The 23591-nt window shown below is 48.6% G+C and carries 14 protein-coding genes and 1 tRNA gene; 11 read left to right on the top strand and 4 right to left on the bottom strand.

Annotated features, from left to right (window positions below; genetic code table 11):
• Positions 1-12 precede the first annotated feature (12 nt).
• The 4 genes from NSMM_RS10550 to aroB are packed head-to-tail and all read left to right on the top strand — an operon-like array spanning position 13 to position 4905.
• Positions 13-1221, top strand: a complete 1209-nt coding sequence (locus NSMM_RS10550; protein WP_090287267.1) for a TIGR04063 family PEP-CTERM/XrtA system glycosyltransferase — start codon at positions 13-15, stop codon at positions 1219-1221.
• Positions 1222-1238: 17 nt separating this feature from the next.
• On the top strand, positions 1239-2414 hold the full coding sequence (locus NSMM_RS10545; RefSeq protein WP_245654772.1) for a glycosyltransferase family 4 protein: 1176 nt from the start codon (positions 1239-1241) through the stop codon (positions 2412-2414).
• A gap of 8 nt (positions 2415-2422) precedes the next feature.
• Positions 2423-3799 (top strand): phenylacetate--CoA ligase family protein, encoded by a 1377-nt coding sequence (locus NSMM_RS10540; protein ID WP_090287302.1) that lies wholly within the window; start codon positions 2423-2425, stop codon positions 3797-3799.
• Positions 3796-4905 carry a 3-dehydroquinate synthase gene (gene aroB / locus NSMM_RS10535; protein WP_090287265.1) on the top strand — a complete coding sequence of 370 codons (1110 nt, stop codon included), beginning with the start codon at positions 3796-3798 and terminating at the stop codon, positions 4903-4905. Before NSMM_RS10540 ends, aroB begins: the two co-directional genes overlap by 4 nt.
• A gap of 58 nt (positions 4906-4963) precedes the next feature.
• Here aroB and NSMM_RS10530 read toward each other — a convergent pair whose 3' ends face one another.
• Both NSMM_RS10530 and NSMM_RS10525 read right to left on the bottom strand, forming a co-directional pair.
• Complete coding sequence (locus tag NSMM_RS10530) at positions 4964-10153, bottom strand: hybrid sensor histidine kinase/response regulator (RefSeq protein ID WP_090287263.1); 5190 nt, start codon at positions 10151-10153, stop codon at positions 4964-4966.
• Between the two features lie 74 nt (positions 10154-10227).
• Positions 10228-12345 (bottom strand): methyl-accepting chemotaxis protein, encoded by a 2118-nt coding sequence (locus tag NSMM_RS10525; protein WP_245654771.1) that lies wholly within the window; start codon positions 12343-12345, stop codon positions 10228-10230.
• Positions 12346-12669: 324 nt separating this feature from the next.
• On the opposite strand from NSMM_RS10525, the gene NSMM_RS15240 reads away from it, so the two are divergent.
• The 5 genes from NSMM_RS15240 (at position 12670) to prsK (ending at position 17648) form a co-directional block, all read left to right on the top strand.
• Positions 12670-12870, top strand: coding sequence for a hypothetical protein (locus NSMM_RS15240; protein ID WP_218121090.1), 201 nt, complete (start codon positions 12670-12672; stop codon positions 12868-12870).
• A 158-nt stretch (positions 12871-13028) separates the two neighbouring features.
• A tRNA-Val gene (locus NSMM_RS10520) sits at positions 13029-13103 on the top strand.
• Between the two features lie 118 nt (positions 13104-13221).
• Positions 13222-14034: a S1 family peptidase gene (locus NSMM_RS10515; protein WP_342671787.1), complete on the top strand. Its 813-nt coding sequence runs from the start codon at positions 13222-13224 to the stop codon at positions 14032-14034.
• A 98-nt stretch (positions 14035-14132) separates the two neighbouring features.
• Complete coding sequence (locus NSMM_RS10510; RefSeq protein WP_090287261.1) at positions 14133-15530, top strand: TIGR03013 family XrtA/PEP-CTERM system glycosyltransferase; 1398 nt, start codon at positions 14133-14135, stop codon at positions 15528-15530.
• Positions 15531-15584: 54 nt separating this feature from the next.
• A complete protein-coding gene (gene prsK, locus NSMM_RS10505) occupies positions 15585-17648 on the top strand; it encodes an XrtA/PEP-CTERM system histidine kinase PrsK (RefSeq protein WP_176753945.1) in 2064 nt (687 codons plus the stop codon).
• Between the two features lie 66 nt (positions 17649-17714).
• On the opposite strand, the gene NSMM_RS10500 is transcribed toward prsK, so the two are convergent.
• Positions 17715-18620, bottom strand: coding sequence for a D-hexose-6-phosphate mutarotase (locus NSMM_RS10500; protein ID WP_090287259.1), 906 nt, complete (start codon positions 18618-18620; stop codon positions 17715-17717).
• 143 nt (positions 18621-18763) lie between these two features.
• Here NSMM_RS10500 and NSMM_RS10495 point away from each other — a divergent pair, with 143 nt between their 5' ends.
• Together NSMM_RS10495 and NSMM_RS10490 are read left to right on the top strand one after the other, a co-directional pair.
• Positions 18764-21610, top strand: a complete 2847-nt coding sequence (locus NSMM_RS10495; RefSeq protein WP_090287257.1) for an aconitate hydratase — start codon at positions 18764-18766, stop codon at positions 21608-21610.
• 43 nt (positions 21611-21653) lie between these two features.
• Positions 21654-22517 (top strand): hypothetical protein, encoded by an 864-nt coding sequence (locus tag NSMM_RS10490; RefSeq protein ID WP_143001927.1) that lies wholly within the window; start codon positions 21654-21656, stop codon positions 22515-22517.
• An 849-nt stretch (positions 22518-23366) separates the two neighbouring features.
• Here NSMM_RS10490 and NSMM_RS15745 read toward each other — a convergent pair.
• The gene (locus tag NSMM_RS15745; RefSeq protein WP_176753942.1) at positions 23367-23543 is read right to left on the bottom strand and encodes a hypothetical protein; all 177 of its coding nucleotides are present in this window, start codon (positions 23541-23543) and stop codon (positions 23367-23369) included.
• Between the last annotated feature and the right edge of the window lie 48 nt (positions 23544-23591).

Below are 23591 nucleotides of genomic sequence, written 5' to 3'. Positions count from 1 at the left end.
AATTTCAGATTGATGCGCATCCTGCACATACTTGATCATTCCCTGCCGCTGCATAGTGGCTATACTTTCCGCACTCTGTCGATACTGAAGGCGCAACGTGCCATGGGATGGGAGACTTTTCATGTGACAGGCGAAAAGCAGGCAAGTGGCGAGCAATTGGAAGAAACGGTGGATGACTGGAAATTCTTTCGTACACCAAAAGATGGTAGTTACCTGAACAGATTCCCGGTGTTGAATCAAGTGGCGGTGATCAACAGCCTGGCACGACGTTTGTTTACAATCGTTCCCCAAGTCAAGCCGGATATCCTGCATGCCCATTCGCCCTCATTGAATGCAGTCGCCGCACTGCGGGTGGCGCGCAAACTGCGGATCCCGCTGGTATATGAAGTGCGTGCCTTCTGGGAAGATGCCGCCGTTGATCATGGTACAAGCACAGAATGGGGTATTCGCTATCGATTGACGCGTGCATTGGAAAGTCATGCATTACATCACGCTGATGCCATCACCACCATCTGCGAGGGCTTGCGTGGGGACATTATCGCACGGCAGATTGCACCCGGAAAAGTTACGGTAATCCCTAATGCGGTTGATCTGGAAAATTTTACGATGATTCAGACCACCGATGACGAACTCAGGAATGGGTTGGGGTTAAGAAACCGGCAGGTTATCGGTTTTATCGGCTCATTCTATGCTTATGAAGGATTGACAGTGTTGTTGCAGGCATTGCCATTGATGCTTGCAGATAATGCGGATTTACGTCTGCTGCTGGTAGGCGGCGGGCCACAGGAGGCTGAATTGCGGCAATTGGCCAATGAGTTGAGGATTGCAGACAAGGTGATTTTTACCGGGCGTGTGCCGCACGAACAAGTCCAGCGTTACTACAGCATCATTGATGTACTCGTTTATCCGCGTCTTTCCATGCGTCTGACCGATCTGGTTACTCCCTTAAAACCACTGGAAGCCATGGCGCAAGGAAAGTTGCTTGCCGCTTCCGATGTCGGTGGACATCGTGAATTGATCCGCGATGGCCATAATGGCGTGTTATTCAAAACCAGCGATCCACATTCACTTGCCGAGAAAGTCAGCGCGTTGCTGCGAGCGCCGGCACGTTGGCCGGCACTTCGCCAGGCCGGGCGTGAATATGTCGAGACTGAACGCAACTGGGTGCGCAGCGTGGCGGGGTATCGGCCAGTTTATCAGGAGCTGCTTGGACAGCAGTAAATACGCTAAGGCTTCGTATGAATGAGAAATTTGCTGCTCCGATGACGGATGCTGATACAACCTCAACCGATGCTTTCCTGTTTTCTGGATTGCGCATTGGCCTTGTTGGGCCATTACCGCCCCCATCCGGGGGTATGGCTAACCAGACCAGACAGTTAGCAGAATTGTTAGGCACAGCAGGAGCGCTGGTTACACTAATACAGGTCAATGCACCCTATACACCAGCCTGGGCTGGAAAAATAAAAGGGGTTCGCGCGCTCTTTCGTTTGTTACCTTATCTGGCGCATCTTTGGCAGGCATCACAAACCGTTGATCTGTTTCATATCATGGCGAATTCAGGCTGGTCATGGCATCTTTACGCTGCGCCTGCTATCTGGATTGCATGGTTAAGAGGCAAACCGGTCGTCATTAACTACCGGGGAGGAGAAGCAGCAAATTTTCTTTCCAGATCATGGTTGTGGGTAAAACCAAGCTTAAAGAGGACTCAGGCAATCATAGTACCTTCCGGTTTTCTTAGACACGTTTTTGAGGAGTTTGGTGTCGAGGCAAAAATTGTCCCCAATATCATCAATCTGGAGCGATTCAGTTGGCGCAGTAGATCAGTGAAAAAAAATACAGCCCCACATATTATCGTTACACGAAACCTCGAACCCATTTACGATGTGGCAACTGCAATTCGCGCCTTTCTTCGGGTAAGCTCAAAAATACCGGCTGCTAATCTGACGATTGCAGGATCGGGGCCTGAACGGGATTCATTGGAAAAACTGGTCGCCGAGCTGGATTTGCTCGATAGGGTAAGGTTTACCGGGCGCTTGGAAAATGAGGCTATGGCAGCACTTTATCAACAGGCGGATCTGATGGTTAATTCCAGTCTGATTGATAATATGCCTAACTCTGTTCTGGAGGCGCTGGCCAGTAATGTGCCAGTAGTCAGTACCAATGTTGGTGGGGTGCCTTTTCTGGTCGAGCATGGCCATCATGCTTTACTGGTGCCACCGCAAGATCCCGATGCGATGGCGAGCGCAATGCTGGTCTTGCTGGAGAATGCTGATATGACTCGGCAATTTGGCGAGAATGGATTGGAACTGGTGTGTCAGTATGCGTGGCCACAGGTATGTGGCAAGCTTTTTGCTGTTTACCAGGATGTGCTAAACAAGCATGTGACTGATACAGTGACATCGCAACACCGTTAATGCACGCTATGAAATCCAGTCATTTTAAATCTTCATCTGATGTTTATGGTCAATGGGTATCTGGTGTGTTATTTCCATTGCATGAACGCATCAAGAGACATACCAGTGTCAGTATTCGCGAAGCGCTGGAGCGCACCCAATGGCTTTCTTCTCCAGAGATAACGCAACTGCAGCTGGATCGCTTGCGTAGATTGTTGGTACATGCACAAAAGTATGTTCCATTTTATCGAGATCTTTTTGCTCGCATAAATTTTGCTCCAGAAAAAATTACGGTATTAAGTGAATTGGAGGTTCTGCCATTACTTGATAAACAAGTGATACGCACGTACCTAGAAGCACTAAAATCTACCAATGCAAAGGGACTTGCTCGCTTCAATACCGGTGGGTCCAGCGGTGAGCCTTTGGTTTTCTATATCGGTAGGGAGCGAGTGAGTCACGACATCGCGGCAAAATGGCGCGCGACACGCTGGTGGGGGGTGGATATTGGTGATCCCGAGATCGTCGTTTGGGGTTCTCCGATCGAGCTGAATGCGCAGGGTGGTTTGCGTGTGTGGCGTGATCGCCTGTTTCGTACCACGTTGCTGCCGGCGTTCGAAATGTCGGATACCAAAGTGGCGGGGTTCATTGAAACAATACGGCGCATTCGGCCCAAAATGTTGTTTGGCTATCCTTCTGCGATTTCGCACATTGCCGCTCATGCGGACAGGGCCGGAATTGTACTGAATGATCTGGGTATTCGCGTGGCGTTTGTGACTTCCGAGCGTCTGTATGATAATCAGCGCAAGCAGATCAGCAAAACTTTCGGCTGTCCGGTTGCCAATGGTTATGGCGGGCGCGATGCCGGTTTCATCGCCCATGAATGCCCCGCAGGCGGAATGCACATTACAGCGGAAGATATCATAGTTGAGATCGTCGATACTGGTGGCAGGGTTTTGCCAACGGGCGAAGCAGGGGAGATCGTCGTTACCCATTTGGCAACGAGTGATTTTCCGTTCATCCGCTATCGTACCGGTGATATCGGTGTACTTGATGACAAGACTTGCTCCTGTGGCCGTGGGCTGCCATTATTGCGTGAGATACAGGGGCGCAGCACCGATTTCGTTGTAGCGCGTGATGGTACCGTGATGCATGGGCTTGCCCTGATCTATATTCTGCGTGAAATGCCGCACATCAAAGCTTTCAAGATCATTCAGGAAAGCCTCGATCTGACGCACATCATGGTCGTGGCAGATGGTGCGTTGAATGAGGTCGATAGAGAGAGAATCATCGCCGGATTCCAATCCAGGTTAGGTCGGGATGTTAGTATCGAAGTAGAGCAGATTGCTAAAATCGCGGCTGAAAAATCTGGAAAATTTCGTTATATTATCAGTAAGGTAGTTCCATGAACAAAATTGAAACGGTCACTGTCGAGCTGGATAATCCGACTGAAAACCGCAGCTACCCAATCCATATCGGGCAGGGTCTGCTGACGCAGGGAGATCTACTGGCACCTCATTTTCCCGCAGGGCGGGCGGCAATCGTGACGAATACCACGGTTGCCCCGCTGTATCTTCAGGTCTTACAAACAACTCTGGCTGATAGGGGGATCGAATCCTTTGCCATTATTCTGCCGGATGGCGAACAATATAAAAACCAGGAAAACTTGCAGCAGATTTTTACTGCATTGCTCGAACATCGTTGCGAACGTAAAACCCCCCTGATTGCGCTGGGAGGAGGAGTGGTTGGCGATTTGACTGGTTTTGCTGCAGCCATCTATCTGCGTGGCGTGCCTTTTATCCAGATACCAACTACCCTGCTTGCGCAGGTGGACTCATCCGTAGGCGGAAAAACCGGTATCAACCATCCGCTGGGCAAAAACATGATTGGCGCTTTCTATCAGCCACGGCTGGTGCTGGCAGACAGCGATACGCTGGATACCCTGGCGGACAGGGAACTGCGCGCGGGGCTGGCGGAAGTCATTAAATACGGCCTCATTCATGATTTGGCGTTTTTCGACTGGCTGACTCAGCATATCCAGGCGTTACTGGCAAGGGAAAAACCGGCGTTGAGGCATGCTATTCGTCGCAGCTGTGAAATCAAGGCGGAAATCGTTTCGCTGGATGAGCGTGAAAGCGGAATGCGTGCCTTGCTGAATCTGGGACATACCTTTGGTCATGCGATCGAAAACGCGATGGGTTATGGTGTCTGGTTGCACGGTGAAGCCGTGGCGGCAGGTACGATGATGGCAGCAGATCTTTCCTGTCGGCTGCAGCGCATCTCCTCACAGGAGGTTGAGCGTATCCGGCACTTGTATCGACAGGCTGGCCTGCCACTTGGAGGACCGCGCATGACGACACAACGCTATCTGGAACTGATGCAGTTGGATAAAAAGGTGGAAAGCGGCAATATCCGTTTCATTCTGCTCGACCAGATCGGCCGGTCAGCTCTGGTGGATAACGTGCCGACTACAGCACTGGTTGAAAGCTTGGTTGCCTGCGGTGCTGATAGCTGACGCTCAAGGCCAATACATCTCCGGGCATGATATTGAATAAACCATGCCCATAGTGAAACTAATAGTCCGCTTTTACAAGCCGCTCAATATGGCTGATCAGCTCTTCTTCCAGATAGGGCTTGCCCATGAATTCGTTCACACCCAGTTCTCTGGCAAGCTCACGATGCTTGTCCGCCGTGCGCGATGAGATGATGATGACGGGGATGTGCTGCAGATCCGGGTTGTTACGCACCGTCCGGATCAGTTCAAAACCATCCATGTGTGGCATTTCAATATCGACTAGCATGACGGCGGGTACCGTTTCCCGCAGCAGTTCCAATGCCCCGACACCGTCCTTTGCAATCAGGATTTCATAACCCTGCCGTTCTAGCAAACGGCTGGTAACCTTGCGTACAGTCAGAGAATCATCGACGATCATCACCACGGGTGTCGTGCTGGCGGGTCGGACTGTATCCACAGAGTGTAGCAGTGATGTGGCAGTACCAGACAGCAACGCTTTGGTCTGGTCACGTTGCAACAATTTAAGGGGATTGATAATCAGCACGATGCTGCCATCCCCCATGATAGTGGCGCCTTCCACGCCGGGTGCGCGCATCAGTTGCTGGCCAGCGTTCTTGATTATCACTTCGCATTGACCAATCAAGACATCGGTATGAATTGCCAGCCGCTCCTGTCCGGTTTGCAGCAACAGTACCCGGTTATGCCGTTCGATTTCGGGTGCCTGGTTCGTTTCTTCCAGCAGATGCGCCAGATAGACTAACGGGAAATCTTGTCCTTCATGCGTGATCTGACGTGCCTCGTAAGCTGCACCGAGAGCTTCGGCGTTCAATACCTGAACACTGGCAACAATTGAAGTTGGAATGGCATAGCGGTTTTCAGCCGTTTTGACCATCAAAGCCGGCAACACTGCCAATGTTATGGGCAGGCGCAATGTAAAGGTTGTGCCCTGGCCCAGGGAGGATGCGACCGCGATACTGCCACCGATTTCTGTCATTTTGTTATTGACGACATCCAGACCAATTCCGCGTCCGGCAATGTCGGTCACTTCATCCAAGGTCGAAAGCCCGTGGCGGAAGATCAAGGACTGCAGCTGGGATTCATCCAGATTATCGGTCTCTTCAATCAATCCAAGCTGCCGAGCTTTTTCACGAATGCGACCCTGATCCAGGCCGGCACCATCGTCTTCCAGTGTGATATGAATTTCGTTGCCCTGCTGGCGAACGGCGAGGGTGATACTGCCTGTTTCTGGTTTGCCTGCATTTAGTCTCTGCTCCGAAGATTCGATGCCATGCACGATGGCGTTACGCAGTAAATGTTCGAGCGGAGAAATGATCTTGTCTGCAATGCTGCGGTCAATTTCAATTTGATCTCCATCAATCGTCAACACGGTTTTTTTATGAGCATCGCGAGAGACTTGTCGGGCGATATGGTGCAGTCGCTCCGAGAAATATTTGAACGGTACTGTACGGATATTTACCAGATCTTGCTGTAGCTGGCGATTTAACCGTGCCTGCTGATTGACGGCAGCTTCGGCATTACGTTGAATTTCCCGCAGGCTTTTATGAATGGTGACTACGTCATCCATGCATTCCGCCATCAGACGGGGTAATTCCTGGGAGCGAGTAAACTGGTCCAGTTCGAGTGGATCGAAATCAGCCGATGTAGCTGTCGATGAAGGTACGCCAGCTGCTCCAGAAGCTATGCGTGTTTCTGCCAGCAGCTCCATTTCACGAAGCTGTCCGCGCATGCGATCGACGCTTTCATCCAGATCCAGCAGATACTGCTTGAATTCAGCCAGCTGCGCCTCGACTTGTGAGCGGGCAATGCTCGACTCACCGGAATCACTGACGAGCCGGTCGATCAGTTCCGCATCAACGCGCAATATGGTTTTCTGGACGGGTGCTTCAGCTTCTGTTGTAAGCGTCGACATATCAAATGAGGGCGTCTGCTTATCTGCTGTTTCAACATCCTGGTTTTCTGTCGGCAGCGGTTCGAATGAAGATATCTCGAGATAGGAGTGGCGTAACGGTTCAATTTTTTCCAGAATGGCGTCAAACTGACTGTCGAGCATGTCATAAAATGCAGTATCAGTCGCTTGATTCTGCCGGTTCTCGATCGCAGTTTCCATCTGATGCGCCTGCTCACCCAGTTGCAATAATCCGGTCATTCTGGCGCTGCCTTTGAATGTATGCAATGCACGCAGCAACGCCCGGCACGCGGTAGACTGGCCAGAGTGAACAGGCTGACTGCGCCAGGCACGCAGGTTACTGCCAATTTCCGGAAGTAATTCTTCAGCTTCTTCCAGAAACACGCCTAGCAACTCATGATCCTCGATAGCAGTGTCGCCCGCAGTCAATGGCGAGAATGCCAACGACTCTGACTCAATCATCGGCTCAGGCAATACAAATTCAAGCTGGTTGCCTGGCTGGTCTTGGGTCTCGAATTCGGATTCTTCCAAAGCTAATTCTGCTGCCATGCCAGATTGCTCAAGTGCATCCAGACGATTAGCTAATTGCTGTATTAGTACTTCACTCGTCTGCACAATATTTTTTGCCGGTAATTGCTGCTGGCAAGCTGATTCAACCATGGTATCGAGTAGTTTCACCGCTTGTGCTATCAGTGGTCGTGTCTGGCCATCAAGTTTACTGGTAGTCTCCAGTAAATGACTTAACCATTGTTCCGTCACTTTTGCCAGGCGGGAAATATCATTCAATCCGAGAGAATGTGAAGCGCTGGCAAGCGTATGTGCAGCCAGCATAGCTTCATGCGAAACAGGGGAGTTATGATCATCCTCAATAACAGCAGTTTCGCTTTTGAGTGTCATAACCCGTTCACGTGCTTCTTTGCTGAAAATGGCGAACAGATCACGTGCTACCGGAATATCGCCAATCATGACGCATGTTTCATCCGCTGCGTTATCTTGTATTTTGGATAGCGCGTCGATGGGTGTCGGTTCAAAAACAAATTCTAATTCAGACTCAGGCTCGGAATCAGGTTCAGCTGTAACAACAGGTTGTACTGGAGACGTTGCTTCAATAGATGGTGATAATTGCGTATCTGTGCCGTACATCAAGTTTTTGATTCGCTCGGTGAAGCGGTTTGCTTCGATCTCGGCAGAGCCGTTTTTTCTGAGACTGGCGCACCAACCACTAAATTTCAGATGGCAGTCGTTCAGCAATTCGAGCAAGGCGGAATTAGCGGGTTTTTGTTCACTCAGCCACCGATTAAGCAGCTGCTCAACTCGCCAGGCAACCTCGCTGAGTTCACGCAGCTGTACCATGCGACCGCTTCCCTTCAGTGTATGGAACCCACGGCGGATAGTCGTCAGCGATGCCATATCGGCTGGATCAGTCTGACAGAGTTGTAGATGTTCGTTAATGGTTGTCAGTACGTCATCTGCTTCCTCAAGGAAAATCGCCAGCAGCTCCTGATCAATTTCCTTGCTTTCCGTTTCCAGCGACAGATTGGGTAATGATGTAGCATAGTCAGTCACTGCGTTAGGCTGGTGCGGTGAGGAAGATGATTCAATCTGCTCCTGGTCAAACATGCTGATTGCTGACGTTACAATGTTTTGACAATCAGGCTGTGAATTTTTCAGTGCTTCAATATAAAAGCTGAAGCTGCTTAATGCATTTGCCAGTAAGGTCTGTTTGTCCGGATCAATTCGACTGGTTGATTCGGTAAGGTCCTCAGCCAGACTACGACATAATCCCAGCAGTCTGGTCGCCTGATCATCCAGTCCCAGCATATCGAGAACACCGGAGATCTGCTTGAACAGAGCGGGCAGGGCAGGTAGATCGTTGCGTATCTGTGGTTCAAAAAAGAATCGATCGAGAATATCTTCTATTTGCGCCAGACTGGTCAGTATTTCCTGTGCGACCTGTTTTTGCAGCTTTTTTTCCTGCACATGATACCCAGCCTGGTCAGGCCCCGGTAAATCGGGTAAATGAGTGGTTTCTTCTTTACCAGTAATGACTGCGCGGATACGAGTGGCCAGTGCTTCCACCTGATTCGGGAACTCGGGCGCCAATTGATGAAAGTTTTCCAACGCATTCTCGATTAACAGTAGAGATGAGGCAATATCGAGCGCGATATTGCCATTCATACTTTGTGGTCGGATACGTACATAGGAAAATGCCCCATGCAGGACGCCAATTAGTTTTTCCAGTGACGGGCAATTTGTCTTTTGGCAATGCAGCTTGAGTTTGTCAATCGACATTAACAAATCAGCCAGATATTGCTGTTTTCCTGCGCTAAATTCACGCCAGTCATCATTGATCGTTTGCAACAGATGCTGCATGGCATCAAGCTCCGGTGCCTGAGCATCTTCATCCTGCAGCATTTGATCCAACTGGAGAGGGTGGTCAAACGATGTTAGTAGCGCTTGCCAATCATAGACTTGACTGATTTCCTGGATGCGCTCGCTGACAGGTTCGCTGCGCGCTACCCGGTAGAGCAGTTCACGCGTCAACTGATCGACGATTTGATGATTTTCTTTATCAAGATGTCTAATTTCCTGCTCGATTTTTCCACACAGGCGGCGCGTAGTTTGATTTATGCTTTGTTCACTCAACAGCAGGCTATCTAAAAATCCAGAGGATATCCACCAGAAAATTCTCTGTTCATGAGATGCGGGAAGCTTTTCAATCGAACGGACTGCATCGACCATTTTTTGCAGATTTTGCCGATTATTCGCGTCTTTCAGCCAGCCAAGTAAGCCGCTTTGAAACTGGGCACGAGCATGGCGGGCAGCGGTTAGCCTGGCTTGAGTATCAAGTGGATATTGCACAGGTGGTAAAGGTGGTTCTTCGCGCATATTGGGAAAGAACAGATCGGCCTCTGAAATTGCCTCGACTCCTCGCGCCTGCATGATCTTTTGATAAATCAGGAAGAACTTCGCCGGATTATCCGCTTCACCATCTACCAGACTATCAAGATGACGATAGACCAGACGAATGGCTTGTCTGGCAGTCTCCAAGGTTTGTGGAATAGGTTCGAGTTCCTGCTGATACAAGGATTTCAACAGGGATTCCAAATTATTGGTTACGAATAATATGCCATTTAGCCCCAGCATTTCCAGCATGCCGTTTAGCTGATGGGTGTAATAGTGGCAATTTTCAATCTGCTGTAAATCTTCCGGATTATCGCGGAAGGCGTCAAGGTGTCGAATAATCAGCGTAAAAATCTGTTCGATAGCTTCTCGGATACCGACTACACTCGAAATATTGATTCTGGTTTCAGTATTCATGAAACAGCCTTTATAAGTCTATGGATAAACAAAGTATTTTGGAATTAGTTGTGTAGCCTGCCCGCGCCAACTCTCTACACCTTAAAACGGGAAATAGATGCTTTCAGTCTGGTTGCATGGTCAGCGATCCGCTTGATGGAGTCGGCATTGCTGGCGGTTCCTTCGGTTGTCTGGCGTGTAATGGCCAGAATATCTTCCATGCTTTTGGCAATTTTGCTGGTAACCAGAGTTTGGCTGCGTGTTGCCGCTGAAATCTCGGCTACCAGTTGCGCCAATTGCTTCGAAACGGTTTCTATCTCTTCCAGTGCATCCCCGGTCGCATTTGCGCGCCTGGTACCCTCTACAACACCTGTCGTACTGCGTTCCATCGCGATAATGGTATCCTGGGTATCTCCGCGGATATTACGAACCAGTGTGCTGATTTGCTTGGTAGCCTCGGCTGAGTGTTCCGCCAGGCGCTGTATTTCCTGTGCGATCACCGAGAAACCTTTGCCAGCTTCTCCTGCCGAGGCAGCCTGAATGGCGGCATTTAATGCCAGCACATTGGTTTGTTCTGTAATATCCGAAATGAGTGTGACGATCTCGCCAATTTCCTGGGAACTTTCGCCAAGGCGTTTGATGCGTTTGGCCGTTTCCTGAATATAAGTACGAATTTCATTCATGCCATTGATGGCATCCTGAACCGCATGCGCTCCGCTTTCGGCGGCCTTCAGCGATTGTTTTGAAACTTCGGCACACGCATTGGCGGATCTGGACACGGTTTCCAGTGATTCGGCAATACTCAGCACGGTAATCGTACTTTCCTCGATTTTCTGTGATTGTGCCTGGGCTACGGTAAGCAGTCCTGATGAAATTTTTTCGGCTTGTGTGGAAGTATTGATCACATGCGTGCTGGCGTAGTCCACTTTCTTGACCAGAGCTTGCAATTCCTCAATAGTCAGGTTGATGGCATCAGCAATGGTACCGGTCATATTCTCCGTTACCGACATGCGAGCGGTCAGATCGCCATTGGCGGGTTTCTCCATTTCGTTGAGCAGTCGCAGAATGGCTTGCTGTGTATGCTCGACATCATGTTTTCCTCGTAATAGCTTCTTGCGCAGATTATTGGAGAAACTGTAGATAAACAGGAATGCCGCAATGGCCGCCAGAATTAACGATGCTAGGATCAATATCGTTTGCCGGGTTTGCAAATCTTGAAAATATGCTGTTACACCCTGTTCAATATGGCTGAGCGGTTCAACCATTTGCCGACTGGCTGTCAGCGATGCCTGGAAATGCTGCCAAGTACCCGCGGCATCAGGGGTGATTTTGTTTGATAGCTGCAGCAATTCTGCTGCATCATTCAGGGCTGACTCGATATGCAGAGTCATGTTGGCAGGTATTGGCTGATCCAGCAGGTTGTTTGCTGTTGATACGCGCAGTAATTCTATGCTTTCTTTCAGTTTGTCGCGCATGGTTGCTAGCCTGCTGAATGATGTATTCAGCGGATTAGTCCGATCCATGTGATCAAAATCGACTGCCGAAGTCAGTGGGATAGCAGCAGCCATTGCTGACGCCAAGGTGCTGATGGTGTCGATCGTTCCGATTTGATCAGCGTTCCATCCTGCCTGCGCCAACTTAACGGATAATGATTGCAGCTTGTTTTGCAGTCTGTGATGGATAGCAAAAATATGTATTTTAAGCTCGACCATGGCGATCAGGAGGTCACGGTTTGCCAGAGCTGATTGAAGATTGATTTTAGTCACTTGCCATGGCTGATCAAAAGAGTCAAATACATCAGCAGGCAGCAATTCGATTACTGGTTTTATCTCACTTCCCAGGAACTGACCTCCTCGTTGCAGTAACCTTGCATGATGACTGAGCTGATTCAGGCTCTCCTGCCATTTTGTGTATGATAGCCCAACCTCATCGATGCGCTGTGGCGCAGCATCGACACTCAGCTGTCCAATATAATGATAAATCTGCATGATGATTTTCATGTGTGCTGAATGTTGACGCGCGTGCTGCGCCTCAGTATGCAACATGAATAAACCTGTCAACAACAGCACAATAAAAACCAAGCCCGTAATATGGGTCAGATAATGAACATTCAGTCCCTTAAACAGTGTCAACATGCGGAGTGCGACCGTGTCGCCATTCTGGTTTCTGGTTTCTGGTTTGACGATATTCCAGTCATATAGGCTTCCTGTCAAGCACTTCGGATTTTAATATAAAACATTATGTTGACATAATTGCTGGTGACATAGAATACCTTTTAATTCGCGGATACAAAAAAATAAATGGCTCATAAAAGTAATACTTATCGTGATTTTGATTGTTGATTAATTTCGGTTAATTCAGGTTAAAGGCTATGGAAGTACGTTGTATTCTACGGAGCAGGCTAAATTTTATTTATATATTACAAACGCTTGCATTAAAGAAGCGGGTTTATGTGCAAGAATGGAGCGATATTAAAATTCCATCGTCAGTGCGAGACTGGCGATAAAACTTCTATCCCCTGACAAGTTCCGGGTCGAGTGTCAATGGTTGTGCGAAACTCGGCGATCGGCACCCTGAATGTTTTGCTGAATTTCATGATGCCAGGTGGTGGTCTGTTCAGTTTCTTTGTCGATTCTGGCTTCCCTGATAGTCAACCTGGTGAATTCAGTCGAGACAGTTCGGACGGGTTGGCGATTATCTGGTTGCAGTGGGGGGTGGAGTCAGTCCGGGTTAGATAGAACAACCCAATCGCGCTGTCAAAACTATGCCTTGGAAATCCTAATGATGATTTTAAAATGGAGCAAGGATTTACTTGGTTGTTCTCTGCACATTAGTAGAATAGTGATTGACCTGAGCAAACAGGCTATGGTCTAATCTTGTCGTTCAGAGGCAACAAAGGCGGTTAACTCAGCGGTAGAGTGTCACCTTCACACGGTGGAAGTCATTGGTTCGATTCCAATACCGCCTACCAGATTTTTTTACATACGGAAGTGTAGTAGAAGAAGCTCTCAAGAAATTGTTGATCTACTATTCAAACAGTTTTATTCCCACCAATTCATGACAGTTTCTTTTTTTAACAGGCAGATTTAATGATAAAACCGATGAAGTTCAACCGGCAATGGCTTGGTTCGAGTTCGGTTGCTTTGCGTGGTGTATTAGTCGCCTGGGTAATGTTAATCGTGGTTAAGCCAGTACATGCTGACCTTGCCGATACAATACAGCGAATCAAGCCAGCGATAGTAGGCATTGGCACTTATCAGAAAACGCGCTCTCCACCGTTGAATTTTATGGGGACAGGTTTTGTGGTGGACGATGGGTTGCATATAATAACGAATGCGCACGTGGTTCCTGAATTGTCATCCGATGTACATAAGGAATCACTGGTTGTTATGACGGGCAGTGGTGATAAACCTGAATTAAGAGCTGCAAAAATGGTTGCTCTGGAGAAAGAGCACGATATCGCCCTGTTACAGATTGAAGGAACGCCACTGCCGACGATGAAACTGGGGGATTCAGCCGCTGCCCGTGAAGGTCAGGTGCTGGCATTTACCGGTTTTCCCATTGGGATGGTATTGGGTTTCTATCCGGTGACACACCGGGCTAGCATTGCCTCAATCACACCTATCATTCTGCCTGCATTTAACGCTAGGCAGCTTGACGCAAGTAAAATTCGCCAATTACAACGATCTGCCTACAAGGTATTTCAGCTTGATGGTACTGCTTATCCCGGCAACAGTGGAAGCCCATTGTACGACCAGAAAACTGGTGTGGTTTATGGCGTGATCAACATGGTTTTTGTAAAGAACAAAAAAGAATCTGTGTTAAGTAATCCCAGCGGAATCAGTTATGCCATACCGAGCAGGTATATCATGGATTTGCTCCAAAAGCATAAGCACAACTGATTTTTACGTCAAAATACCTGCTATAGTAAATTTTTGTTAGCATTTGTCGCTAAAATATTTTACTTGGTTTTTAGTCATTCCTTGACGGGGCACGTGTTTTGATCCGAATCTCCAATCATTATATTTCCAGAATATCGTTATTGCTTGCCGCTATTGAGGCAATTCTGCTGTTGTTGGTTTTTTTTGCCGGTGCTGGCATTCGCTTTGTGCAATGGGGCGGATCTGTTGCAGAGCTGGTGTTTGACCAGTTACCTGGTGCGGTTCTGTTTATGGTGGTAGTCATGGTCTGCATGGCGGCGTTAGGGATGTACCAGTCGGATGCCAAACAGGATTCTGAAAGTATCTTGCTCAAGTTATTGCCGTCTCTGGCAATGGGTTTCGCCATTATGACACTGATATTCTATCTGTTTCCGGATATTTATTTTGGGCGTGGCTTGCTGGCGATAGTCATGTTGCTGGCATTGTTGCTGATACTGCTGGAGCGAACAATCATTTTTCGGTGGTCTGGTCTGGACCATTTGCGTTCCAGAGCACTGATACTGGGAGCGGGAACCTCTGCAAAAGAGTTGCTTGATTTGGTAGAGGAAAGTGCGACGCTACAAAATATCAAGATTGTGGGTTTTGTTCCGTTTGCTGCTGAAGAGCGCAGCGTTCCAGCGGCGACGATTATCCCCAAAATTTCTACGCTATTATCGTTGGTTAATCAGTACGCGGTAAGTGAGATCATTGTGGCGACTCAAGAGCGTCGAGGAGGTACTTTTCCTATTCAGGAGTTGCTGGAATGCAAAATTTGCGGCATCAAGGTAACAGATATTACTGGTTTCTTCGAACGGGAATCTGGCCATTTACGTATGGATTCACTTTATCCAAGCTGGCTGGTTTTTGGCAGTGGTTTTAATCAGGGCACGCTTCGAACCATTATTAAACGGATATTTGATTTGGTTGTGAGCTTGCTGCTGTTGATAGTGATGCTTCCGATCATGCTGCTGACTGCGCTATTGATCCTGATTGAAGATGGCCGCCCGTTATTTTACCACCAGGAGCGTGTCGGGAAGGGTGGCAAAACCTATATGGTTATAAAATTTCGCAGCATGTTCAATGACGCAGAGAAAGGAGGAAAACCACGCTGGGCGACGACCGATGATCCACGCGTCACCAGGGTAGGTGGGCTGATCCGCAAACTGAGAATTGATGAGCTGCCACAAATCATCAACGTACTCAAAGGGGAAATGAGTTTTGTTGGCCCCCGGCCAGAACGCCCTTATTTTGTTGATCTACTCACAGCCCAAGTTCCTTACTACAACATGCGGCATAGCATCAAACCGGGTATTACCGGCTGGGCTCAAGTTCGCTACCCTTACGGCGCTTCGGTGGAAGATGCCATCGAGAAACTGCAGTACGATTTATATTATGTCAAAAACCATAGCCTATTTCTCGATCTGATTATTTTAATTGACACTGTCGGTGTTGTGCTGTTGAGCAAGGGCAGTCGGTGAGGCAGCCAGATCAGGGCAGCAGGTTCATTAACAGGTCTGAGTAATCCATTCGTTATGCTGACAGGGTTGAATGTTGCCAGTTACATGCCGGCGTCGCTTGCCTTTCTGTTTCTGTTCATTCTGTTATTAACCAGCTGGCGAGGGCGTCTATATGGCTTGCTGCTTGCTATTGCTTCCTTGACAGCTTCGGTCTGGGCTGCAACGATAGCGGGGCTAGCTTATTGGCAGGACACCAATCCTTTACTGGTGGGGGTATTGGAGATTCTGCGTCACGGCACGTTGACCACTTTCCTGTTCGTCGTGCTGAATCCTTTTCAACCACACGAAACCAAAGCTGATTTGCCACACATCAGATCTTCCATAATTGCCGTAGGTCTGTTCTATCTCGCCAGTCTGATATACGTTATATTTTTTGGCCAGACTCATTCAGATGATTGGGGTCATGACAGCGTATTGAATAATAATTTTCTGATCGGAGTGATGATGGCCATCATAGGCATGATTCTCGTCGAGCAGTACTACCGCAATGCACCACAGGAGCAGCGTTGGGGAATCAAATTCATTTGTCTGGGGCTCGGCACAATTTTTGTTTATGATTTTTATCTATACAGCGATGCGCTGCTGTTCAAAAAGATCAATACGGATATCTGGGCGGCACGTGGTTGGGTCAACGCTCTGGTTGTGCCGTTAATCGCTATTTCTGCCGCGCGTAATCCAAAATGGGCGGTTGGTATTGCCGTTTCCAGAAAAATCATGTTTTATTCCTCGGCCTTATTCGGGGCGGCGATTTATCTGTTGCTAATGTCCGCAGCAGGTTATTACATACGGTACTCGGGCGGGAGCTGGGGAACAGTTTTTCAACTGATTTTCCTGTTTGGTGCAGCTGTGCTGCTGGTTATTCTGCTGTTTTCCGGAACAGCACGCGCCTGGCTGAAGATATTTATTAGCAAGCATTTTTTCAGTTATAGCTATGATTATCGTGAAGAATGGTTGCGTTTTACCCATACGCTCTCTGAGCAGGAAACGGAGCTGAGAATCAGAGTAATCAGGTCGCTCGCGCAGCTTGTCGAAAGCCCCGCTGGCGGACTATGGTATCTGTCTGAGCAAGGCTCATATCAACCAATCGCACGCTGGAATATTCCTGATGTCATTCATGAGGCTGTTGATGCGGGTACTCCTTTTTGCGTGTTCCTGAAGCAGCATTCCTGGGTAGTCGATCTGTACCAGCATGATTCCGAGCCGCAACAATATGCAGCGATGGTCCTGCCTGACTGGCTCCCCACCATTCCCAAGGCGCGATGGGTGGTTCCCCTGATGCTGCACGCGAATTTGATCGGTTTCGTGGTGTTGACCGAGCCAAGAAGCAAAATAAACTTCAACTGGGAAGTCAGAGATCTCCTGAAAGTTTCAGCCAGCCAGGCAGCCAGCTATCTCGCCCAGCACGAAACAGCACAGGCATTATCCATGGCGCGACAGTTCGAATCTTTCAACCGCATGTCAACCTTTATCGTACACGATATCAAGAATCTGATTGCGCAGTTATCACTTCTGGTGACAAATGCTGAGAAACATAAGAATAACCCGGAGTTTCAGCAGGATATGCTGGAAACGTTGTCATTATCGGTAAACAAGATGAAGCGCTTGCTCGAAAAGCTCAGTAGTGCTGGCAAAGAGGAAAATACAAAACTGGTGTTACTCGAGGAGGTATTACAACAGGTCGTCGACAGTAAATTATTCTACGAACCGGTACCCAAACTAGAAATTCTGGACAGAAATTTACTGGTTAAAGCTGATTCATCACGGTTGAGGCGCGTATTGAGTCACTTGGTGCAGAATGCCATCGAAGCCACTCCCCGAGACGGTCAGGTTCAGGTAAAACTTCTGCTGAAGGATAACTGGGTGATGATTGAAATCAGGGATACCGGGCATGGCATGTCCGAGCAATTTATCCAAGAAAAACTGTTCAAACCCTTTGAATCGACCAAGACTGCTGGAATGGGTGTGGGTGTTTTCGAAAGCCGTGAATATATTACTGAATTGGGAGGCAAGATACTCGTATTCAGTAAGGTGAGGCAAGGCACGGTTTTTAATGTTATGTTACAGCAAGTCAATGTGTAGCGACCTGGTGCGGGCAGCTACACGGGATGACTCATTCTTTTCATTTTGAATTTCGGATAGTTTCCGCTAATCCTGCTCGACTCGATAATTTGCTACTAAGCGGAATTCACTGCCGGGCTGAATGTTAATAAAATCGGTTGCAGCATTGGTTGTTTCGACACAGATAAAGCGCAGATAATCATCATCCTGTAAGTCAGCCATTTCCGCCGAGATCTTTGCCCACGGGTTCCAAACGACGGCCGTCCGATTACCTTTCGATATGATGTGGATTCGACGTTTCATTGCCTCATCGTGGATGACAAGTTCATTACCGATATTCAGATAGATCCGGTCTGTTTCCGAATGGATGGTAACCGCGCCAGATTGGTTTACTTGCTGATTATCGTTTACCTTGTCAATATACTGCGTATTTTCCAGCCCCGATACCTTCACTTGACTGATATCGTCGACGCTAAAATAGGTATGAAAAGCCTGAGTGATGGCAAATTCCTGTGAGCCGGGGTTGCGCGTAACCAGTGCCAGATTAAGCGATTCACCAATGGTGATCTCCAAGCGCAGTACAAATGTGCGAGGCCAGATGGCCTGGGTTTCCGGAGTATCGGATAGCCCCAGAACTACACAAATATCTCCTTCTGTTGTCGAGGCAGTTTCCACGACTTCCCACAACCGGTTACGCATAAACCCATGTGCAGGGCGGTTGAGTCCTTCAGGATCTGGTCCGAACCAAGGCCAGCATATCGGCACGCCACCCTTAATCGCCTTGCCTGATTGATAATAGGCCCGTTTACTCAGAAAAAGCAGATCGCTATCTGTATGCTTTGGGTGGAATGCCAGCACTTGTCCGCCATAGATTGAAATCAGTGCGGTTGCTTTGTCATTCCTGACGCGAATAAAGGGTAACCCACCCTCGCCAGTTTCAAATGTTACCTGGCCAGCAATTCCATGCTGGTTATTCAACTGTTCGATGCTCATCATTTTCCTTTCAGAGGCGTTGAAAAAATTGTTACCCGGCCATTTCGCTGCAAGTATTTGGATGCGGTAGTGCGCAATGATAAACTCAATCCCGCATGCTATAAACAGTTACCGCACAAATAATTTTAGTTCAAGGAATAATGATGCCCCACAATTTATTTGATTCACTCAAGCAGCTTACTCTCCCTGATAATACTACTCTGCAGTATTACGCCTTACCTGCACTCGAAAAAGCCGGTCTCGGAAACATCTCGCGCTTGCCGGTCTCGATCCGTATCGTACTCGAATCCGTACTGCGCAATTATGACGATAAAAAAATAAAACAGGTACATGTTGAACAGCTCGCTGCCTGGCAGCCGCACGCGCCACGCACGCATGAAATCCCGTTTGTGGTGGCACGTATTGTATTGCAGGATTTTACCGGTGTGCCGCTATTGGTTGATCTCGCTGCGATGCGTAGCGCCGCGAAACGATTGGGTAAGAATCCAGAAGCAATCGAGCCGATGGTACCGGTCGATCTGGTGGTCGACCACTCCGTACAGATCGATCATTATGGAGACAAGGACGCCTTGCGGCGCAACATGGAGATTGAATTCCAGCGCAATCATGAACGATATCAGTTTATTAAATGGGGCATGCAGGCGTTCGACACCTTCCGTGTCGTACCGCCCGGTATCGGTATCGTCCATCAGATCAATCTCGAATACCTCGCGTGCGGTGTGCATCAGAAAAACGGATTGATTTATCCGGACACGCTGGTTGGCACCGACTCTCACACCACCATGATCAACAGTATTGGCGTGGTCGGCTGGGGGGTGGGTGGTATCGAGGCCGAAGCAGGCATGCTCAATCAACCGGTGTATTTCTTGACACCTGATGTGGTCGGTGTTCATCTCACCGGTCACTTGCAGGAGGGACTGACTGCCACCGATCTGGTGTTGACCATTACACAGATGCTGCGCAAGGCCAATGTCGTTGGCAAATTTGTTGAATTCTTCGGCGAAGGCGCAGCCTCGCTCAGTCTACCGGATCGTGCCACTATCGCTAATATGGCGCCAGAATACGGCGCGACCATGGGGTTTTTTCCGGTGGATGACATGACATTGCAATATTTCAGACAAACCGGCCGCACCGAAGCAGAAATCGATGCGTTCAAGCACTATTTCGAGATACAGCAATTATTTGGCATGCCGCGTTTCGGCGAGATCGATTACAGCCAGGAACTGTCGTTTGATCTCGGGTCAGTCGAACCCTCGCTTGCCGGACCGAGACGTCCGCAGGATCGCATCACGCTCAAAGATCTCAAATCTGTTTTCAGCGAATTGTTTGTCAAGCCGGTTTCAGAAAACGGTTACGGCAAGAGCGCAGAGTTGTTACAGCGTACTTATCTGACGCGTGACGATCAGCAATCGACTGAAACTCTCTGCCCCACGCCCTATACGAATCAGAATGGCTATAACTTGCCCTGCGGCAGCGAACGTAATGTGGTCGAGATGGCGAATGATCGTCCTACCGAGGAACGAGTCGAAGCGGATCACGTCAGCCCGCGAGGCAAAATTGAATTGCATCACGGTGATATCCTGATTGCGGCAATCACTTCCTGTACCAACACTTCCAACCCTGCCGTGCTGATCGCCGCTGGCCTGCTTGCCAAAAAAGCCGTAGAAAAAGGGTTAACCGTCAAACAACACATCAAGACCTCACTTGCACCGGGGTCGCGCGTAGTCACCGACTATCTGACCGCAGCAGGGCTGATGCCCTATCTGGAACAGCTCGGATTTAACCTGGCCGGTTATGGCTGCACCACCTGCATTGGCAATTCCGGACCGTTACTGGAAACCATCGAGGAAACCGTCGTCAAGGAGGATCTGATCTGTGCGGCGGTACTTTCCGGCAACCGAAATTTCGAAGCGCGTATCCATGCTAACATTCGTGCCAATTTTCTTGCTTCCCCACCACTGGTAGTGGCGTACGCCATCGCTGGTACCGTCCTGAAAGACTTGACTCGTGAGCCACTGGTAATCGGCAAGAATGGTCAACCCGTCTGGCTGCGTGATATCTGGCCGACTAGTGCAGAAATTGCGGAAATGATGCACCATGCCACCCAGGCCGAAACCTTTCGCCGTCTGTACAGTGACTTTACGAAGGATCTTCCACTGTGGAACGAAATTACTGCCGCAACCGGGAAACTGTACGACTGGCCGAAATCCACCTACATCGCCGAACCACCATTTTTTGAGAAATTTTTGTTACAAATTGATTCCACCACACGGCATGATGCAATCCGGGAAGCGCGCGCACTCGCCATCTTCGGTGATTCGGTTACTACCGACCATATCAGCCCGGCCGGCGCGATCAAGGAAAGCTCCCCGGCTGGCCGCTATCTGCTGGAACATGGTGTCAGGCGCGAAGACTTCAACAGCTACGGCGCACGTCGCGGCAATCATCACGTCATGATGCGCGGCACCTTCGCTAATATACGTATCAAAAACCTGATGGTACCGGGCAAAGAAGGTGGTGTGACCATTTATCGAGGAGAGGGAGCAGACAATGGCAGGCAGATGAGCATTTTCGATGCTGCGATGCAGTATCTCGCACACGACATCCCCACGTTAGTTTTCGCCGGCAAGGAATATGGCACTGGTTCCAGCCGTGACTGGGCAGCCAAGGGCACGCAGCTATTGGGGGTGGGCGCCGTTATTGCAGAGAGTTACGAACGTATCCACCGCAGTAACCTCGTCGGCATGGGTGTGCTGCCATTGCAATTCATGGAAGATGACAGCGTGCAATCGCTTGGCCTCACTGGCGACGAGCATTTCGACCTGCTCGGCCTCGACGATCTCCAGCCGCAGAAAACCATCATACTGGTGATTCGCAAACCCGACCAACCCCGTCAGGAAGTCTCCCTGCGCTGCCGTATCGATACTGACATCGAAGTCGATTACTATTACCATGGTGGCATCCTGCCGTATGTGTTGCGGAATCTGTAAACTTCCTTACAAAAGTTGCACTTCAAAGTTGAATCCGCCAAAAATGAAAAGTAAAATTTTTAGAACTTTTGTAATGACAATGTCTCTCATTTGTTTGTCAGCTGGATCGGTATATTCTGCTTCCACTCAGGCATCAATAAATGATATCTACCTCATTATGTTCAAGCCGGACACCGGTTTGATCGATCCGCCCGATTCAGATAACGCAGGCAAGGTTTCGGTCGGTGAGCCTACTTCAGGGCAGAGCAAAGACACGTTAGCGGATACGCTCGGATTAAATGGCGAGATTATCGCGATACTTGAAGTAAACAATGGCATTTTTGTAGAAATAACGGCAGAAGAAGCCGAGAAGTGGCGGCAAGATACACGTGTTGCAAGCGTCCAGAAAAGTATGGAAGGCTCGTTCGGCGATTCTGAAGCAGGTAGTGACTACCCTGTGTACCGTGATGGCATCCTGACCATTCCTCGCGTAGATACAGATCGGCAAGCCAGCTTGTTTCAGGATGGCGTATTCTGGCACGATCCTGCAACCAATACCTGGATTCTGGAAAAATTCAAGGTAAAACCAGCTGTGGGAGTGTATTTTTTAGAAAATGACGGTGTGGAAGTTATTATCACAGATACATCGCCGATTCAGGTATTTTTAAAAATAAACGGCCAATTTTCTGATGGTTGTCAAGCACTTGGAAGAGTAGATCGGCGTTTGGACGGTAATCGCTTTGAGGTTGTGGTCAGCGCCATCAGCACAGTACCAGACAATGGCACTGTGGCTTGTACACAATCCTTAGTTCCTTTCCAGACGATTGTTCCACTGAATGTCTTTGGTTTGCCCGCTGGAGAATATGAATACACGGTCAATGGTGAACAAAACGGTACGTTCACCCTGACACGCGACAACATGCTCTGATAACTCAATTTATCGGCAATCAGGTGGAGAGGAAATATTAATATTTCCTCTCCACCTCAGATTTACATTACACACATTAATTACAATTTTTTTGTCAGTCTAATTTAGCACCTGTCAGAAAACTCTTCATCCCCAATCATTATTTCCCGTACTGTTTATACTTTACGAATATTTGTGACAGAACCTTACTGGGGAAGTTATTATTAGTTTTTTGCATGCTTAAGGGCGTATTATGACAAATGCGCTAAAAGCAAAATTAAAAGAAGCCAGAGCCATCGGTGAAGAAGTTAAGAAAGCCATGGAGGCTGGATAGGTATCCGGCGGCTTGATGGCCGCAGAGCCCGATGGTGCCAATGATGCCCAGGGATTTATGGCATATGCTCCTGAGAGCCTGAAGCCAGGTTCTCAGGGCACGATCTGAGTGCTCTTGAGGCCGAAATAGCACAGTTTTGCCGGGTAAAGAAGGATGATGGGCTTTCGACTAGCAAATTCTCGTGTGGTATTTGCACAACTGGTATGTATATTGGCATAGCGGCGATTATAGGCGGAAGTATTATTTTATCTCGTGGACTATCTATACCTGCGGTTTTGGCCGCATCGGAATATCGATGTTGGGTGTGTGAGCGTCAGCGCGGTTACGGCTTTCTGACGGCATCGGGCATGATTCTGAGGCTTCTTGTTCTAGGGCTGTGTAAAGCAACAGGGTGGTGCTGAACTGATTATGTCGCATTAATGAAAGAACCGCTTTATGACCGTCTCCTGGAAATATACCGTGCCAAGAAACAGTCATATCCGAGTTTGCGTTTTTGCCAGCCCGAGTATTTCGGCTATTACGCAAACTCGAAAGCGTTAATTTTCTTCGGATGAAGAAGTATCTGAGCCAGCCTCATCAAGCTTGTCCATATCTGGAGCAGACTCACGCTCGATAAAAGCAGAAGGAGGCGGTTTGTCCATGGGATGTTTTTTTGAGTCGCATGCAACTAACGCAACTGCCATAAGCACAATAACGAAATGGATATATTTCAAATTGGACCTCGTATCAGTTAATTATAGGAAGCTATAGATGATAACAGT

The organism is Nitrosomonas mobilis (assembly GCF_900103035.1).
GTDB lineage: Bacteria > Pseudomonadota > Gammaproteobacteria > Burkholderiales > Nitrosomonadaceae > Nitrosomonas > Nitrosomonas mobilis.
Note: the sequence above shows the minus strand (reverse complement) of the source record. Positions and strands in the feature narration are given on the sequence as shown.

Coding starts and splice junctions, on each gene's coding strand:
- NSMM_RS10550 (WP_090287267.1), top strand. CDS start 13: ATGCGCATCCTGCACATACTTGATCATTCCCTGCCGCTGCATAGTGGC.
- NSMM_RS10545 (WP_245654772.1), top strand. CDS start 1,239: ATGAATGAGAAATTTGCTGCTCCGATGACGGATGCTGATACAACCTCA.
- NSMM_RS10540 (WP_090287302.1), top strand. CDS start 2,423: ATGAAATCCAGTCATTTTAAATCTTCATCTGATGTTTATGGTCAATGG.
- aroB (WP_090287265.1), top strand. CDS start 3,796: ATGAACAAAATTGAAACGGTCACTGTCGAGCTGGATAATCCGACTGAA.
- NSMM_RS10530 (WP_090287263.1), bottom strand. CDS start 10,153: ATGAATACTGAAACCAGAATCAATATTTCGAGTGTAGTCGGTATCCGA.
- NSMM_RS10515 (WP_342671787.1), top strand. CDS start 13,222: ATGATAAAACCGATGAAGTTCAACCGGCAATGGCTTGGTTCGAGTTCG.
- prsK (WP_176753945.1), top strand. CDS start 15,585: ATGCTGACAGGGTTGAATGTTGCCAGTTACATGCCGGCGTCGCTTGCC.
- NSMM_RS10500 (WP_090287259.1), bottom strand. CDS start 18,620: ATGAGCATCGAACAGTTGAATAACCAGCATGGAATTGCTGGCCAGGTA.
- NSMM_RS10495 (WP_090287257.1), top strand. CDS start 18,764: ATGCCCCACAATTTATTTGATTCACTCAAGCAGCTTACTCTCCCTGAT.
- NSMM_RS10490 (WP_143001927.1), top strand. CDS start 21,654: ATGAAAAGTAAAATTTTTAGAACTTTTGTAATGACAATGTCTCTCATT.